Consider the following 16,448-nt stretch of genomic DNA (forward strand, 5'->3'; position numbering starts at 1 on the left):
TGTGTTTGCGCCATGACCAGTTTGAGTGTCAACCAGAATAAGTTGCAGAAACGCCTGCGTCGCCTGACCGCTGAGGCGGTCACCGATTACAACATGATCGAAGAGGGCGACAAGGTGATGGTGTGCCTGTCCGGTGGCAAGGACAGCTACACCCTGCTGGACATGCTGCTGTATTTGCAGAAGGTTGCGCCGATCCGTTTTGAGCTGGTGGCGGTCAACATGGACCAGAAACAGCCGGGTTTCCCCGAAGAGGTGTTGCCGGCCTATCTGGACAGCATTGGCGTGGCTTACCACATCCTCGAGCGAGATACCTACTCGATCGTCAAGGAGAAGGTGCCGGAAGGCAAGACCACCTGTTCTCTGTGTTCGCGCCTGCGTCGCGGCAACCTGTATACCTTTGCCGACGAGATCGGGGCAACCAAGATGGCGCTGGGTCACCACCGTGATGACATCGTTGAAACCTTTTTCCTGAATATGTTTTACGGCGGCAACCTCAAGGCCATGCCGCCCAAACTGCGTTCCGATGATGGCCGCAATGTGGTGATCAGGCCGTTGGCCTACTGCAATGAGAAAGACATTGCCGCCTATGCACGGATGCGCGAGTTCCCGATCATCCCATGCAACCTCTGCGGGTCGCAGGAGAACCTGCAACGCAAGGTGGTCAAGGAAATGCTGCAGAACTGGGAACGCGAGACTCCCGGCCGGGTCGAGAACATCTTCCGGGCACTGCGTAATGTTCAACCCTCGCAGTTGGCTGACCCGAAGCTGTTTGACTTTGTCAGCCTGCAGATCGATGAGCAGGCCACGCCGCGCTTTGTCAATGTGATGAATCTCTGACCGCCAGAGCCAGGGAGGGGTGATGAAGGATTACAAATGGCTCCATGAATTCTGTCTGAACCGTTTTGGCTCCGAGCAGGCCCTGGAAGCCTTGTTGCCACAGCCCAGGCCCGCTGACGAGCTGCGGGCTTTGAGTGATGACCGCTGCCTGTCACTGTTGGCGTTACGGGTGTTTCGCGCCGGGCTCAAGCACAGCTTGGTGGATGCCAAGTGGCCCGCTTTCGAGGAAGTTTTCTTCGGCTTCGATCCGGACAAGGTAGTGCTCATGAGTTCAGAGCACATTGAGCGGTTGATGCAAGATAGCCGCCTGATCCGCCACCTGGGCAAGCTCAAAAGTGTCCCGCGCAATGCCCAGATGATTCTCGATGTGCGTGCCGAGTACGGCAGCATGGGGGCGCTGGTTGCGGATTGGCCGGCAACCGAAATCGTTGCGTTGTGGCGGCTTCTGGCCAAGCGTGGTAACCAACTGGGCGGGCTATCGGCACCACGCTATCTGCGGATGCTTGGCAAGGATACCTTCGTTCCGACCAATGATGTGTTGGCGGCGCTCAAGGCGCAGGGAGTGGTCGACAAGCCGCCAAGCAGTCAGCGTGATCTGGCGGCGGTGCAAGCGGCGTTCAATCACTGGCAGACTGAGAGTGGCCGTCCACTGTGTCAGTTGTCGGTGATGCTCGCCCATACCGTCAACCACTGAACCGGCCGCAGGACTTGACCCGGCGGGATTGACCCGGCAAGGTGAGCGCAGAGGCGCTGGAATGGGGGATGCATGCGTTTGAACATATGGCCGATGATGGTCTTGGCGTTGTTGCTGGTGGGCTGTTCCGGTACGCCGAAAATGGCACCGGAGGTACCAGCCGTCGCTGCCCCGATTGACCCTGTTCAAAGCGATGTGCTGTTCCGGGCCTTCAGCCTGATCGGCACCCCTTACCGTTATGGTGGCAGCTCACCCGATACCGGATTTGATTGCAGTGGCCTGATTCATTATGTCTATCGCGAAGCGGCCGGTATGAGCCTGCCGCGCACCACCTCGGGGCTGAATGCCCTGCAAAGCCAGGCTCCGGCCAATGCGCTGCGCCCTGGTGATCTGGTGCTGTTTGCCATGGGCGGGCGGCGAGTCGATCATGCCGGGATATACGTCGGTGAGGGCCGGTTCCTGCATGCCCCCAGCACGGGCGGGCGGGTTCGGGTCGACGAGTTGCAGGCCAGTCACTGGCAGCGCACGTTCAAGGGCGCTCGGCGGGTTCTGGACTAACAATAAGCTCGGTTCGTGGGCTGGTGCTGGGTCTCTCAAGGTTTGCGCAGCAGTGCCACATCCGCGCCAATCAACTCCAGTTCGGCTCCCCACTGTTGTGCCAGCCATTCAAAAGTGCGGCTGCTGAAAAAGCAGATGTGCGTCGGATCATTCTTGTAATGCCAGCGGGCAAAGGCGTCCGGGCCGGTGACCCGTTTGGTCATCAGGGCCAGCCAGCCACCCGGGCGCAGGCATTGCCAGAGCCGTTGTAGTTCCGATCCCGGTTGCGCCAGGTGCTCCACCACCTCGGTTGCGGTAATGAAATCCCAGTGTTGTTTGAATACTTCGGTGTTGGGGGCGTAGAACAGGTCATACAGCGCGACCTGATGGCCATGCTCGCTCAGCATGGCGGCCAGGGCCGGGCCTGGGCCGCAGCCGAAGTCCAGACCTCGACTGGCAGCAGGCAAGCGTTGCAGCAAGGGCTCTGCCAGCCGACTGAGAAAGCGCCGGTAGCCGGGGTCATCGACCTGGTTTTCATGGCGGTCGTATTCGGCCCGTTCCTGGATTGCCGTCAGATGCCACTCAGGCGGCACAAAGACCAGCTCGCAGTGCTGGCATTGCCAGTAATCCCGACGCTTATCGCGCTGGTAGGGTTGGCTTTCGCCCTGGCATAGCGGGCAGCGATGCTTGCTCATGTCAGAGCGACCAGCAGCAGGGTCAGGCCGTTGTAGAGCGCATGCGCCAGAATGCAGGGCCAGAGTTGCTGGTAACGCCAGCGCAGCCAGCCAAGCAAGAGACCGAGCAGGGCAATTACCAGCATGCCGCCGGGGCTGTAGAAACTGTGCAGCAGGGTGAAGATCAGGGTGGTTGAGGGTAGGGCAACCAGCAGCCCTGGGCGGGTTGCGGCCAGCCCCTGAAACAGCCAGCCACGAAATACCAGCTCTTCGGCTAGCGGCACCCAGACGATGGTGATCAGCAGGGCGAGCAGCAACCGTCCCGCTGGCAGATCAAGCAGTGGGGTAACGGCTCGTGGGGCGCTGCTGGTTTCCGGCCAGGGTAGGTTGGTCTGGATATGCAGGTTGACCCAGTCAGCCAGCGGGTTTGCCAACAGTACCATGAGAACCGCAAGGCTCGTGGCGATCATCGGGCCTCTGGCCGGACGCCATGGGCCCCACAGCCAGCGCATGGCTCCGGCAGGCTTGAGCAGGCACGCGGCGAGCAGACTGCCAACGATGATCAAGCCAGCGAACAGAGCGTCGATCAGGAGAAACTGGGTATCGATGTGCAGGCTGCTGGCAGTGAGCCCGATCAGACCGCGGGCCAGCCAGTGACTGATCAGGCCTAGGAGCGCGTAGATAAAAGCCAAGCGCAGAATGATCAGGGCATCGTCGAGTGCCGAGTGGCTCTGGGCCGGTAGCGCCAGCGGTCCTGACATGTTCAGAGCGGCTGTAGACGTTCGATCAGCCGGCCGCTGTCGGCCAGCTCAAGGAATTCATCGCCTAGTCGCTGGCTTTCGGCCATGGCGCCGCGCCAGTAACGCTCGCGGCCGTCATCGTCGCCCAGGTAACGGTTGAAGTCCCGGCGATCGGGTAGTTTGCCGTGCGGCAGGCTGGCCAGGTACTCGCGCGAGGGGGCCAGCAGCAGAACGTCGGCCAACTGCTCGGGATTGCCGCGCCGCCAGGGCAACGACTTGTCGAACCAGCCAGGCACCACCCGGTCAACGAAGTGCGGGTATAGCACCACGCCGGGCGTCTGGTAGGGCAGGTCCAGATGGTAGTCGAGCAGACCGCCGTCACGGTAAACGCCCTGGCCGGCACCGGGAATATCGCGCACGCCTTGCATCACCATAGGGATCGCGGCCGAGGCCAGCAGTGCCGAGCGCAGGTTGCTGCTGTTCAGGCTGATGTGCTGGCTGGGAAAGTCGAGTAGCTCGGCCAGCGGCGGGCGCTGACGCGGGTCATGGAGGATGACTCGTTCGAAATAACGCTTGAGGTGGCGCCGGCCCAACAGGTTGGCGCTGATGACGCCGGTAAGCCCCAACCCCAGTCGTGAGCGGCTGTCATGGCGCAGTAGCCCAAGGCTTTTCACCACCATGACATTGAGATGGTAGTGCGGGTTATTGAGTACATGGGCCTGATGCTCGCCGAGCAGGGCGTCGAGCATGTCGGCACAGCGTTGACTGATGTCGGCGACGCCAATGCCCTTGGGAAAACGCATATCGGTATAGAGCTCGCCCAGGCGCCGCAACCCGGTTACCGGATCGGGCAGGCAGGCGCTAACGAACCGCCAACTGCCGATTGAGGCGCCGATCAGGCTGCGTGGCTGCGGACTGCGGGCCAGCCAGTCGCCGAACAGTGCCAGATCCAGGCCTTGAATACCCAGGGCCTTTGGGCCGCCGGCTGCTCCCGGAATGACATGGACGTCGCTCGGGCTCAAGCCGTTCTCGCGGATATGGGCCATGGCGCGGTGGCCTGCGCGCAGGGTCAGGGCGGGGGTGGCGATATGTATGGCGGTCATGCGGCTCTTTAAGGTTCGGTTCAGGTAGCCCGGCTAAGCTGTAAAGGCATTCAACTACCGGCCCTGATATGGGGCAGCTCAAATGGAGACTTATACTATGAAAAAACTCACCACACTGTCATGCGCTGTGCTGCTGGGTTTGGCTGGTTCTGTTGCGTTTGCCGATGATGTGCGGGTCGATGAGGCGCTACGGCTGGTCAACGAAGGACAAATTCAGGCACTGGATCAGCTCAACGACAAGGCCCTGGCAGTTCAGCCTGGCGACATCACCGATACTGAGCTGGAGCACGAATACGGACGCTATGTCTACAAAGTGGAGATTCGCGATGCCCAAGGGGCCGAGTGGGACGTCAAGCTGGATGCCAGCAGCGGCGAGGTCCTGCGTCACAAGCGAGATAACTGAAAAACGCCGCAGCGTCAGTGCAGCCTGGCTGCCTCTGGCGCTGGTGCTGGCCCTGAGCGGCTCACCATTCGCCTGGGCGGGCCGCGATATTGGCCATGACGAAGCGCTGTACCTGGTAGAGCAGGGGGTGATATTGCCGTTACAGACGCTCATTGATGATGCCCTGCGACGTTTCCCCGGGCGGTTCCTGGAAGCCGAGCTGGAGTGGGACGATGGCCGTTATGTGTACGAGATCGAGATAGTAACCGAGGGGCGTCGGGTAATCGAACTGGAATATGACGCAGTGACTGGGCAACTGCTCGATATCGACGAGGACGACTGATGCGTTTGCTGCTGCTGGAAGACAACGTGTCATTGGCCGATAGCCTGTGTGCGCTGTTCAAGGAGGCCGGCTATGTGGTCGACTGGCGCGCCGACGGTCGGGATGGCCAGCACCTGGGCGAGCAGGAGCCCTACGACCTAGTAGTGCTGGATCTGGGGCTGCCTGGGCGCAGCGGCCTGGATATCCTGCGTAACTGGCGCGCCGCCGGGATTGATGTGCCGGTATTGATTCTGACTGCCCGTGGCAGTTGGAGTGAGCGCGTTGAAGGGCTCAAGGCTGGTGCCGACGACTATCTGGGCAAACCCTTTCATCATGAGGAGTTGCTGCTGCGGGTTCAGGCGCTGCTGCGCCGTAGTCATGGGCGTGACCCGCAGCCCTGGCTGGAAGCCGGTGGCTTACGTCTGGATGAGCAGCGCCAGCAGGTCTCAGGCCCCGGGTTTGAAGATATTGCACTGTCGGCCAGCGAGTTCAAGCTACTGCGTTATCTGATGCTCCACGCTGGCAAGGTCCTGTCGAAGAGCCGGTTGAGCGATCACCTTTACGACTACGAGGCTGATCGCGACTCCAATGTGATCGAGGTTCAGATCAATCATCTGCGTCGCAAGCTTGGCCGCGATGCCATTGCTACCCGGCGTGGCCAAGGCTACGTGTTTGTCGGATTGGAACCATGACTTCTATCGGTCGCCGTTTGGGTGGCGGATTGCTGGTAACTCTGCTGATTACCGTGGTGCTGATCGGGCAGGGCAGTGTCTGGTTATTCGATCAGGCGCTCAGACGCTATCTGACCACTGTGTTGCAAAGTGAAACCGACTCGCTGCTGGCGGCCATCACGCCGGGTGATCAGGGATTCTACCTCGACAGTCTGCGTATTGACCCTGACTACCAGCGCCCGTTCTCCGGCCGTTATTTCGTGATCGACAGCCTGGACGGGCGCTGGCGCTCACGCTCATTGTGGGATCAGCGCCTGCCGCTCGAAAGTGATCCGGGGCTGCGCGATGTATTGGCCCCAGGGCCCCAGGGACAAGAGTTGCTGGTGTGGTCGGGAAACTATCAGAAAGGCGGGCAACATTTTCTGATCAGTGTGGCGATTGACTACCAGCCCTTGCTGGCATCCTTTGATCGTGCGCGCTGGCTGATCTGGGGGCTGGGGGGCGTGGTGATTCTGTTCACTCTGCTACTCCAGCAGTGGTTGCTGCGCCGCGCATTGCGCCCGTTGGGCCAGGCTCGGGATGAACTGGCTGAATGGCATACCGGCCAGCGTCTGGTGCTGAGCGAGGCGGTGCCGCTGGAGTTCCGCCCGCTGGTGGAGGAAATCAACCATCTGGGTCGTCAGGTTGAGCGCATTATCAAGCGCTCACGCAGCGGGCTTGCCGATTTGGGACATGCCCTGAAAACGCCCTTGGCGGCACTCGATAGCCAGCTTCAGCAGCAGGCCAGCCAGATCGAGCTGGATAGTCTGGAAGCCATGCAGAGCCAGTTGCTGGTCATGCGTCAACAGCTGGAGCGAGCGTTGCAGAAGGCCCGGTTGGCGCCTGAGCGACAGGTCGGCCAGCGCTTCGATCCGGCGCAGGATCTGCCTTGGCTGGTGCAGTCGCTGCACAGCATCCATGGCGACCAGCTTCGGCTGCACCTGCCAGAACAGTATTGTGGCGACTGGCCGTTCGAGCGTGAGGACATGCTTGAGCTGTTGGGCAATCTGCTCGATAACGCTTGTAAATGGGCGCGCACCGGGGTCTGGCTCGATTGGCAGCAGCAAGGCGGTGAGCTGTGGCTCAGTGTCGAGGACGATGGTCCGGGCATTACCGCAGACGAGCGGGATAAGGTCTTGCTGCGCGGCACCCGGCTGGATGAACAGGTCAGCGGTCATGGTCTGGGGTTGGCGATCGTCGCTGATCTGGTCGAGGTTTATGGCGGGCAGATGGACCTGGACCAATCGGCCCATGGTGGTTTGGCCGTACACCTGCGCTTGCCCGTGCAGCCCTGACGGCGGGGCTGTATACTCTGCGCCAGTCCATTCCCCGCACAAGGCCCGTTCCATGTACTCGACCCTGCGCTCGCTGCTGTTCCGTCTACCGGCTGAAACCTCCCATGATCTGGCGCTGGACCTGATTGGTGCTGCCGGGCGTTTGGGGCTGGCAGAACGCTTGGCGCGGCCTGTTGCGCCACAGCCGGTGCAGGTACTGGGCCTGAACTTCGACAATCCGGTCGGTCTGGCTGCCGGTCTGGATAAGAACGCATTGGCGGTCGACGGTCTGGCGGCTATGGGTTTCGGCTTTATCGAAGTCGGTACCGTTACCCCCCGGCCGCAAGCGGGCAACCCTAAGCCGCGTCTGTTCCGGCTACCGGAACGTGAGGCGATCATCAACCGTATGGGGTTTAACAATCTGGGGGTGGATGCCCTGCTTGAGCGTCTGGAGGCTACCCGTTACCGCGGGGTGCTGGGCATCAATATCGGCAAGAATGCGGTAACGCCGGTTGAGAACGCGGTCGATGACTACCTGTATTGTCTGCGCAAGGTCTATGGCCGGGCCGACTATGTCACTCTCAACCTGTCATCGCCCAATACGCCTGGTTTGCGCACTCTGCAGTACGGTGATGCGCTCAAGCTGCTGCTGGAGCAGATCAAGCAATGCCAGATCGAGCTGCAGGCCGAGCACGGCCGTTATGTGCCGGTGGCGATCAAGATCGCACCGGATATGACGCCCGAGGAACTGGGGCTGGTGGCCAATACCTTGGTCGAACAGGGTATGGATGCGGTGATTGCCACCAACACCACTCTGGAGCGCTCAGCGGTTGAAGGACTGAAGCATGCTGATGAAGCCGGTGGTTTGTCCGGTGGTCCCTTGACCCAGGTCTCAACCGAAGTCATCAAAGTGCTGGCTGGCGAGCTGGGTGGCAAGTTGCCAATCATCGGGGTTGGCGGGATTCTGTCGGGCGCCGATGCTGCGGAGAAGATTCGTGCAGGCGCCAGTCTGGTGCAGATCTACAGCGGTTTTATCTACCGTGGGCCAGAACTGGTTCGCGAGTGCGTGGATGCCATTGCGGCGCTGCGGGTCACTGAATTTTCATCTTGAGGTGCCCAGAAATAAATGGCCCCCGCAGAGCGGGGGCCTTGGGCCGCTGGGGCCCGGCGCTGTGGAAGAGCGCCTTGGGAGAAAATCGTCGAATAGGGAGGTCAGCCTACGGCATGCATCTCGTTTAATCGATGCACACCGGAAATACCGGTATAGCCGGCCCAATGATCGGCCCGACCTTCACGCCAGCCATTCATCCAGTTCTGCCGGGCGCTGGGAGTATTGAAAGGACAGGAATCGCGGGACTTGCCCTGAACACCATGTTGATAACCGCGCTGAAATGCTCGTTCCATCGGATCACGCTTGAGTCTTCTCATATGGTAAAGCCCTCGTGTGGTTCAACTACCCGTGCGACAAACGGCCGCCACGGGGTATTGGTACCGGGATAACCTCCCAATACCCGAGAATCGCCAAACCATTCCAGCAGGCCGATTCTCGATACACCGACGCTCAAGACATGGTGCTGTTGTACCCTATAGGGCGGTAGCTCCGAAAGACCAATTCGTCATACCTCCAAAGCTGGTTAGTGGGGTTAGGACATAAAACTGTAACAGAACACTGGAAATCAACCGGATGCGTGAGACTCTTGAATTTTTTGTAACCTGCCCGAAGGGGATCGAGGGTCTGCTGCTCGACGAACTGCATACCTTGGGGATCGACTCGACGAAGGAAACCCTGGCTGGGGTCAGCGTTGAAGGCACGCTGGAGCAAGCCTATCGCACCTGTTTGTGGTCGCGTTTGGCCAACCGTGTGTTGTTGGTGTTAGCGCGTTTTCCTGCGACCAGTGCAGAGGATCTGTATCGGGGTGTTCAGGCGATCGACTGGGCTGATCATCTGGCGGTCAGCGGCAGTCTGGCGATTGATTTCAGTGGCCAGCTTCAGGGAGTAGACAATACTCATTTCGGCGCACTCAAGGTTAAGGACGCAATTGTCGATCAGTTGCGCCAGGCTGATGGCAGCCGCCCCAGTGTCGACCGCAAACAGCCGGATTTGCGAATCAATGTGCATTGCCGCCGGGGAGAGGTGCAGTTGGCGCTGGATTTGTCCGGGCAGAGCCTGCACCAGCGGGGCTATCGCCTTCAACAGGGAGCTGCGCCGCTCAAGGAAAACCTGGCTGCGGCTATTCTGATCCGGGCTGGCTGGCCAGAACTGGCCAGCCAGGGTGCTGCGCTGGCCGACCCCATGTGTGGTTCAGGGACCTTTCTGGTCGAAGCCGCATTGATTGCCGCCGACATCGCCCCCAACCTGCAACGCCAGCACTGGGGGTTCAGTGGCTGGCAGCAACATGTTCCGGCGCTGTGGCAGCGCCTGGTGGATGGGGCTCGGGGCCGAGCCGAGCAGGGGCTGAGCCGTCGACCGTTATGGATTCGTGGCTACGAGGCCGATCCGCGCCTGTTGCAGCCGCTGCGCAACAATATCCAGCGCGCCGGTCTGGGTGAGTGGGTCAAGGTCTATCAGGGCGAGCTGGCCAGCTTTGAACCGCATCCAGATCAGGGGCAAACCGGTCTGGTGGTGTGCAATCCGCCCTACGGAGAGCGTTTGGGCGATACCGCCAGTCTGGTTTACCTGTATCAGAAACTCGGCGAGGTGCTGCGTGAGCGTTGCCCAGGCTGGCAAGCGGCAATTTTTACCGGCAACCCGGACCTTGGCAAGCGTATGGGTATTCGCAGCCACAAGCAGTATGCGTTGTTCAATGGGGCTTTGCCGTGCAAGCTGCTGCTGATGAATCTCGAAACGCAAAGCTATCTGACCGGCAAAGCCGGGGAGAGCGATGTTCCGGTCAGCCAGGATAGTCCAGCCAGCCAGGCGCGGCTCAGTGAGTCGGCGCAGATGTTTGCCAACCGGTTGCGCAAAAACCTCAAGACGCTGGGCAAGTGGGCGCGTCAGCAGGGGATCGACTGCTACCGTCTGTACGATGCCGATATGCCCGAATTTGCCGTAGCTGTCGACTGGTACGACGGGTGGGTGCATGTGCAGGAATATGCAGCGCCTGCATCGATCAGTGAAGATAAAGCTCAGGCCCGACTTCAGGATGTGCTGGTGGCTTTGCCGCAGGTGCTGGGAGTGGCGCCTGAGCGGATTGTGCTCAAGCAGCGTCAGCGTCAGGCAGGCAAGCAGCAGTACCAGCGCATGGATCAGCGTGGTCAGTTTCTGGAGGTGCGTGAAGGTCAGGTCCGTTTGCTGGTCAACCTGACTGACTACCTGGATACCGGCTTGTTCCTTGATCACCGGCCAATGCGCCTGCGGCTGGCCTCTGAGGCTGCGGGCAAGCGTTTTCTCAACCTGTTCTGCTATACCGCCACGGCCAGTGTGCATGTCGCGGTCGCTGGCGCGCGTAGTACGGTTAGTGTCGATCTGTCCAAGACCTATCTGGATTGGGCGCGGCGTAACCTGTCACTGAACGGTTTGTCTGATCTGCATCGCCTGGAGCGCGCCGATGTGATGCAGTGGCTGGAAGCGGATAGCGCTGAGTACGACCTGATCTTCATTGATCCGCCGACCTTCTCCAACTCCAAGCGCCTGGATGACGTGTTCGATGTTCAGCGTGACCATGTACGCCTGCTGGACATGGCCATGGCGCGTTTGGCCAAAGGCGGGGTGCTGTACTTCTCCAACAACTTCCGTCGTTTCAAGCTTGATCCGGAGTTGGAGCAGCGTTATCAGGTCGAGGATATATCCGCACAGACCGTGGATCGGGACTTCCAGCGTAATCCGAAGATTCATCGGACCTGGCGTCTGACCCGGCGCTAAGCCGTTACCGGGTCAGGCAACAGGCCCTGACGGTCACTGCTGTTTGTGGCTGGCGACGTCAGTCGGCACGCGGCGGTGCACGTCCTTGAGTACTAGGTCCAGCGCTTCGCGGCCTGCTCCTGCCGCGCCATGGTTGATGATTGCAGCGACGGCCCAGGACTGGCCGTTGGCATCACGGGTTATGCCAGCGATGGCCCGGACATTGCGCAGCGAGCCGGTCTTGATGTGCGCTTCACCGGCCACTGGCGTGCCGCGCAGGCGGCGACGCATGGTGCCGTCCATGGCCGCCAGCGGCATGGATGCGATGAACTCCGCAGCAAAGGGACTTTGCCAGGCCTGCTCCAGCATCATGGCCAGATCACGAGCAGTCATGCGTTCAATACGTGACAGACCAGAGCCATTATCCAGTACCAGGCCGCGGGGTTGAATGCCCTTGCCGCTCAGCCATTGGTTGATTGCCCGGGTGGCGGCCTGGTGGTCGTCAGCGTCATTGGCGCTGCGCCGTTCGCGACCGATGGTCAGAAACAACTGCCGGGTCATGGTGTTGTTGCTGTACTTGTTGATGTCGCGCACCACCTGGACCAGATCCGGTGAGTAGCTGCGTGCCAGCAGTTGGGCATTGGCCGGAGTGCGGCCAATCCGTGTGGTTCCGGCGATGGTGCCGCCCATTTCCTGCCATAGAGTACGAATCAGGCTGCCGGTATAGGTGCTGGCGTCAAGCGCAGACAGGTAGCGTTGCGCGCTGCAACCCTGGTGCAGGCTGCCAGTCAGAGTCAGTCTGGCGTGACTGCCATGGTCCTGCAGTCCGTAGGTGATGTTGGGCCAGGGGCAGGAACGGACCGCCGGCAGCAACTTCAGTTGATTGTCGATCTGCAGCTCTGGCAGGGCTGGCTCCAGGTGCGTGCGCACACCGCCGGACTCGCCAAAAGTGCTGAGGGTGAACAGTTTGAGGTTGCTCAGCAGCGGATCGGGTTCCACCAGAAACGGGCGGCTGGGATCGTTGCCATCATCCTGAAAACGCACCGGGTTGGCCGGGAAGCGCAGGTCTGCTGGTTGCAGCACCAGATCGCCGCTGATAGTACGGACTCCGGCGGCGCGCAGGTCACGCAGCATCAGCCAGATCCGCTCCATGGTCAGCTTCGGGTCGCCATTGCTGCGAAAAACCAGATCCCCCTGCAGTACGCCGTTGCTGATCGGGCCGGTGCCGTACAGGTCGGTGTGCCATTGATAGGTTGGGCCAAGCAGTTCCAGCGCAGCGTAGGTTGTCACCAGCTTCATAGTCGAGGCCGGGTTAAGTGGCTGGTCGGCATTGACGAACTGTGGCATGCCCTGACCCTCCAGCGGGATGACCGCGAGGGCGAAAGCGTTGGCAGGGATTTGGGCGTTGGCCAGTGCCGTGCTGATCTGGCCGGGCAGGCGGCCCTGGTCGCCGGATTCTGCCCACAGTGGTGCTGCGAACGAGATGCCCAGCACAGTGATCAGGCAGCACAGACGTTGTTTGTTGAAGAGGGGCATAGAGGCTCCGACAGCGCTGCTGGTTGGCATTAACAATGCCCCATCATCCCGCAAAAGCCTGTCTCAGCCAAGGGCTGAACGCGTTCCAGAGCGGCGTCGCGCCGCTAACCAGACCAGTGGTACCAGCACCAGCATCAGTAGCAAAGTGGCGAACACGCTTTGGCGGCGGATCCGGTAGGCGTCAGCCAGCAGTTCATCTTCCGGGACCAGTATGGCCAGGTAACTGTCGGGTATATCCTTGACTGGCAGGCGCTGCTGCAAGACTTGCCAGTGACGCCCCTCCAAGGTCAAAGGCTGCTGTCGTTCGATCTGATAGCCGTCCAAAGCCAGAGCGGCCAGCAGAGTGCTGCCCAGTTCGTTAAAACGCTTCAGACGCAAGGGGCCGCTGCGGCTGGTGCTGATGATGCGCTGTACGTCGTGATAGGCGATTACGGTGCCTTCGGTATCGTAGATCAGTAGTTCACTGGATGGGGTCATGCGGTGGTCTGCGAGCAGCGTGGAAAGCTGGCTCAGGGTCAGGTCGGCACCGAGTACGGCGTTGTCACCGGCAGGCCTGGCCATGGTGGTGCCGAACTCGTTGGTGGAGAAGAACACGTAAGGGGTGGTGATGATCTGATTGGCGCTGGCCTTGGCTGCCTCGTACCAGGGTCTGGTGCGGGGATCGAAGCCGTCATGCGGCGGGTGCTGGCTCTCAAGCAGCTTGAATGTTTGATCCAGGTACAGATGGATGACGACCGGACGCCGGTACTGCCCGGCAGCGATATGCCAGACCATCCAGTGGGCAGCCTGGGGGGCGTTGAAGCGGTCTCGGCTGGCCGCGTTGGGTAGCGGTCGCAGCATCAGATAATCACCGCTGTCCCAGCCGATATACACCGAGTTGAGTTGTGGATTGTCGGTCAGGACCTGGGCCAGCATCGGGATTCGGGTCAAGCGCTGCTCAAGGTTTTCGGTGTCGGGCAGTGCATCCAGCGCCAGTAGGTTCAGTGCTCGTCTGGGCGGGTTATAGGTGGCGGCCAAGCTGTACTGGAGTTGCTTGGCGATCTGGTTGAACAGCGCATTGCCGCTGCTGAGCATGGCTCGGCTGTGCAACTGGTAGTGGAGCAGGGCCAGCAATAGCCCGGTAATCAGGATCAGGGTGCTGGCCAACAGTAGCGCTGGCCAGGGAAATGCTGAGGCTGGGCGTTCCGATTGGGTGGGTTCTGGCATGCCGCTTCCTTAGTGCAGGATGACACTGTGCCAGCAGACTATAGACTACGCGTCGGGAGTTGGCAGGTTGAAGCACTGGCGAGCGGTTTCGCTGGTATGTTTGGCCAGTTGTTCCAGTGATTCGCTGCGGCAGGCGGCGACGGTGCGGGCCACTTCCAGCAGCCAGGCCGGCTCGTTGCGCCGACTTTTCGGCTTGTTGGCGAGTGTCCGCGGAAGCAGCCAGGGAGCGTCGGTTTCCAGCATCAGCCGGCCGGCTGGAATATCGGCGACCAGGGAATGCAGGTGGGTGCCACGGCGCTCGTCGCAGATCCAGCCGGTGATGCCGATGTGCAGGTCCAGATCCAGATAGCCATACAGCGCCGTGCGGTCGGCAGTGAAACAGTGCACTACTGTCGCCGGGAGTTGGTCACGGTAGTCGCGAAGTATTTCCCGTAGGGTCTGACTGGCATCGCGTTCATGCAGAAACACCGGCATGCCCAGTTCGGCGGCAAGGCTGAGCTGGTCTTCCAGTGCCTTGCGCTGCTGTGGGCGAGGGGAGAAATCGCGATTGAAGTCCAGGCCGCACTCACCAATGGCCTTGACACAATCGGCCTGGGCGAGCTGGCGTAGTTCAGTGCAGGAATGGGCTTGCCAGTGGCGGGCGTCATGCGGGTGGACGCCAGCGGTGCAGAACAGCCGCTGAGGCGCTTCGGCACACAGTTGCTGAACCTGATGGCAATTTTCTAGGGAGGTGGCGGTAAGCAGGATCTGACTGATACCGGCTTGCCAGGCGCGTTCCAGCACCTGGTCCCGGTCCTTGTCGAAGGCGGCGTCAGTAAGATTGACGCCGATATCGATCCATTCCATCGGTATTAGCCGCGAGGCTTGCCCTTGCGTGGGGGCTGCTTGCCGGCGAAGTCGCGGCGCGGCTTGTGGTGCCGTGGCCGATGCTCGGTCTCGCCAGGCGGCAACGGCCAGGCCTTGATCTGCAGAGTCATGCCGTTGATCTCAATGCCAGCCAGACGGTTGAGCGTCGAGCTGTCGAGTTGCGGCAGGTAGACGGCAGTATGCTCGTTGAACAGCTTGATGTTGCCGATCTGGCTCTTCTGCAGGCCGGCATGCTTGACCAGGGCCTCGACCAGAGGTTTTGGTAGCAGGCCATTGCTGCGTCCGCCCTGGACCTTATAGCGCACCAGGCCACTGTCGCGTTCAGCCAGGCTGTCACGTTCACGGCGCGCAGGTGCTGTAGGCAGGTCTGCAACCGGCTCCAGCAGGGCTTTGGCGCCCGGCAGGATCGACAGCAGGCAGGCGGCCAGTTCGGTGGCGTCCAGGCTGGTCAGTTCCTGCAGGTCATGTACCAGTTGCTCGTGCAGAGCGCCGGATTGCTCGCTGGCGCTGTTCAGCCGGGTTGCCAGTTTGTTCAGCCGGCCGCTGCGTACGGCATCGGCGCTGGGTAAAGCCTGGGGCTCGATTTTCTGCCCGGTGGCTTTCTCCAGTACATGCAGCAGACGCCGTTCGCGCGGGGTGGCAAACAAGATTGCGGTGCCTTGGCGGCCAGCCCGGCCGGTACGGCCAATCCGGTGTACATAGGACTCGCTGTCGTGCGGCAGGTCGTAGTTGAGCACGTGAGTGATACGCTCGACGTCCAGGCCGCGGGCGGCCACATCGGTGGCAACCACGATATCCAGCAGGCCGCGCTTGAGGCGGTCGACCACCTGTTCACGCAGTTGCTGGCTGAGATCGCCGTTCAGCGCCGCGGCCGCAAAGCCGCGAGCTTCTAGGCGCTCGGCCAGTTCCAGACTGGCGGTTTTGGTTCGCACGAACACGATCATGGCTTCAACCGGCTCGACTTCGAGCAGGCGGGTCATGGCATCCAGTTTGTGGTGGTTGGCCACTTCCCAGACTTTCTGGGTAATGGTTTCCAGGCTGCTCTTGGCGCCGCTGTGCAGGCGAATTTCTTTCGGGTCGCGCAGATGATTGCGCGCTACGTTACGCACACCGGGCGGCATTGTCGCGGAGAACAGGGCCTTCTGGGTGTTGTCCGGGACTTCATCGAAAACCGCTTCAAGGTCGTCGGCAAAGCCCATCTTGAGCATTTCATCGGCTTCATCGAGCACCAGAAAGCGCAGTTGCTGAAGTTTCAGGCTGCCACGACGCAAGTGGTCGGTCAGTCGACCAGGCGTCGCGACCACGACCTGTACGCCGCGTTCCAGCGCTTTGAACTGTGGGCCAAAGGCCGAGCCGCCGTACAGGGCCAGGACCGAGAAACCACGCAGATTCTGGGCGTAGCGCTGCAGCGCTTCAGCGACCTGCAGGGCCAACTCCCGGGTTGGGGTCAGAATCAGGGCCTGGGTGGCTCGCAGGCTCGGGTCGATGCCGGCCAGTACCGGCAACGCGAACGCTGCGGTCTTGCCGGTGCCGGTTTGAGCCAGGCCGAGCAGGTCATGACCCTCGAGCAGGGTCGGAATGGCCTCGGCCTGAATCGGGGAGGGGGTTTCATAACCGAGGCTGTTGAGAGCCTCGAGAAGCGCTGCAGGCAAGCCGAGATCGGCAAACTGCGTCGCCGCCGGAGCGGTATCGGACATACGAGAAGTAAACCTTGGGGGATATGAT

At 61.0% G+C, this 16,448-nt stretch carries 17 protein-coding genes; 9 read left to right on the forward strand and 8 right to left on the reverse strand.

Annotation, left to right across the window (positions count from 1 at the left end; all coding sequences use genetic code 11):
- The first annotated feature begins 12 nt into the window (after positions 1-12).
- From ttcA to BVH74_RS11815, 3 genes are all read left to right on the forward strand, one after another.
- Positions 13-837 (forward strand): tRNA 2-thiocytidine(32) synthetase TtcA, encoded by an 825-nt coding sequence (gene ttcA / locus BVH74_RS11805; protein WP_080050260.1) that lies wholly within the window; start codon positions 13-15, stop codon positions 835-837.
- 22 nt (positions 838-859) lie between these two features.
- A complete protein-coding gene (locus tag BVH74_RS11810) occupies positions 860-1,531 on the forward strand; it encodes a DNA-3-methyladenine glycosylase I (protein WP_080050261.1) in 672 nt (223 codons plus the stop codon).
- A 72-nt stretch (positions 1,532-1,603) separates the two neighbouring features.
- Positions 1,604-2,089: a C40 family peptidase gene (locus BVH74_RS11815; protein ID WP_080050262.1), complete on the forward strand. Its 486-nt coding sequence runs from the start codon at positions 1,604-1,606 to the stop codon at positions 2,087-2,089.
- Positions 2,090-2,124: 35 nt separating this feature from the next.
- Here BVH74_RS11815 and BVH74_RS11820 read toward each other — a convergent pair whose 3' ends face one another.
- The 3 genes from BVH74_RS11820 to BVH74_RS11830 are packed head-to-tail and all read right to left on the reverse strand — an operon-like array spanning position 2,125 to position 4,585.
- Positions 2,125-2,763 carry a class I SAM-dependent methyltransferase gene (locus tag BVH74_RS11820; protein ID WP_080050263.1) on the reverse strand — a complete coding sequence of 213 codons (639 nt, stop codon included), beginning with the start codon at positions 2,761-2,763 and terminating at the stop codon, positions 2,125-2,127.
- Positions 2,760-3,503, reverse strand: coding sequence for a CPBP family intramembrane glutamic endopeptidase (locus BVH74_RS11825; protein ID WP_080050264.1), 744 nt, complete (start codon positions 3,501-3,503; stop codon positions 2,760-2,762). The genes BVH74_RS11820 and BVH74_RS11825 overlap by 4 nt, the downstream gene beginning before the upstream one ends.
- 2 nt (positions 3,504-3,505) lie before the next feature.
- Positions 3,506-4,585: a patatin-like phospholipase domain-containing protein gene (locus BVH74_RS11830; RefSeq protein WP_080050265.1), complete on the reverse strand. Its 1,080-nt coding sequence runs from the start codon at positions 4,583-4,585 to the stop codon at positions 3,506-3,508.
- A 97-nt stretch (positions 4,586-4,682) separates the two neighbouring features.
- Between BVH74_RS11830 and BVH74_RS11835 the strand changes: the two genes are divergently transcribed.
- Genes BVH74_RS11835 through BVH74_RS11855 form a run of 5 tightly spaced genes read left to right on the forward strand, consistent with a single transcriptional unit; the run spans position 4,683 to position 8,384 of the window.
- Positions 4,683-4,988 (forward strand): PepSY domain-containing protein, encoded by a 306-nt coding sequence (locus BVH74_RS11835; RefSeq protein WP_080050266.1) that lies wholly within the window; start codon positions 4,683-4,685, stop codon positions 4,986-4,988.
- Entirely contained in the window at positions 4,945-5,310 is a 366-nt protein-coding gene (locus BVH74_RS11840) for a PepSY domain-containing protein (RefSeq protein WP_080050267.1), read from the forward strand. Before BVH74_RS11835 ends, BVH74_RS11840 begins: the two co-directional genes overlap by 44 nt.
- Entirely contained in the window at positions 5,310-5,981 is a 672-nt protein-coding gene (locus BVH74_RS11845) for a response regulator transcription factor (protein WP_080050268.1), read from the forward strand. Before BVH74_RS11840 ends, BVH74_RS11845 begins: the two co-directional genes overlap by 1 nt.
- Positions 5,978-7,294 (forward strand): sensor histidine kinase, encoded by a 1,317-nt coding sequence (locus BVH74_RS11850; protein ID WP_080050269.1) that lies wholly within the window; start codon positions 5,978-5,980, stop codon positions 7,292-7,294. The genes BVH74_RS11845 and BVH74_RS11850 overlap by 4 nt, the downstream gene beginning before the upstream one ends.
- A 52-nt stretch (positions 7,295-7,346) precedes the next feature.
- A complete protein-coding gene (locus BVH74_RS11855; protein WP_080050270.1) occupies positions 7,347-8,384 on the forward strand; it encodes a quinone-dependent dihydroorotate dehydrogenase in 1,038 nt (345 codons plus the stop codon).
- Positions 8,385-8,485: 101 nt separating this feature from the next.
- On the opposite strand, the gene rmf is transcribed toward BVH74_RS11855, so the two are convergent.
- Entirely contained in the window at positions 8,486-8,701 is a 216-nt protein-coding gene (gene rmf, locus BVH74_RS11860) for a ribosome modulation factor (protein ID WP_080050271.1), read from the reverse strand.
- A gap of 256 nt (positions 8,702-8,957) precedes the next feature.
- On the opposite strand from rmf, the gene rlmKL reads away from it, so the two are divergent.
- On the forward strand, positions 8,958-11,135 hold the full coding sequence (rlmKL, locus tag BVH74_RS11865; protein WP_080050272.1) for a bifunctional 23S rRNA (guanine(2069)-N(7))-methyltransferase RlmK/23S rRNA (guanine(2445)-N(2))-methyltransferase RlmL: 2,178 nt from the start codon (positions 8,958-8,960) through the stop codon (positions 11,133-11,135).
- Between the two features lie 33 nt (positions 11,136-11,168).
- On the opposite strand, the gene dacB is transcribed toward rlmKL, so the two are convergent.
- The 4 genes from dacB to BVH74_RS11885 all read right to left on the reverse strand — a co-directional run bounded on the left by dacB (position 11,169) and on the right by BVH74_RS11885 (position 16,420).
- Positions 11,169-12,650 (reverse strand): D-alanyl-D-alanine carboxypeptidase/D-alanyl-D-alanine endopeptidase, encoded by a 1,482-nt coding sequence (dacB, locus tag BVH74_RS11870; protein WP_080050273.1) that lies wholly within the window; start codon positions 12,648-12,650, stop codon positions 11,169-11,171.
- 63 nt (positions 12,651-12,713) lie between these two features.
- The gene (locus tag BVH74_RS11875) at positions 12,714-13,856 is read right to left on the reverse strand and encodes a PDC sensor domain-containing protein (protein WP_080050274.1); all 1,143 of its coding nucleotides are present in this window, start codon (positions 13,854-13,856) and stop codon (positions 12,714-12,716) included.
- Positions 13,857-13,901: 45 nt separating this feature from the next.
- Positions 13,902-14,702 (reverse strand): TatD family hydrolase, encoded by an 801-nt coding sequence (locus BVH74_RS11880; RefSeq protein WP_080050275.1) that lies wholly within the window; start codon positions 14,700-14,702, stop codon positions 13,902-13,904.
- A 5-nt stretch (positions 14,703-14,707) separates the two neighbouring features.
- On the reverse strand, positions 14,708-16,420 hold the full coding sequence (locus BVH74_RS11885) for a DEAD/DEAH box helicase (RefSeq protein ID WP_080050276.1): 1,713 nt from the start codon (positions 16,418-16,420) through the stop codon (positions 14,708-14,710).
- Between the last annotated feature and the right edge of the window lie 28 nt (positions 16,421-16,448).

The sequence above is a fragment of the Halopseudomonas phragmitis genome (assembly GCF_002056295.1).
Classification (GTDB): Bacteria; Pseudomonadota; Gammaproteobacteria; order Pseudomonadales; family Pseudomonadaceae; genus Halopseudomonas; species Halopseudomonas phragmitis.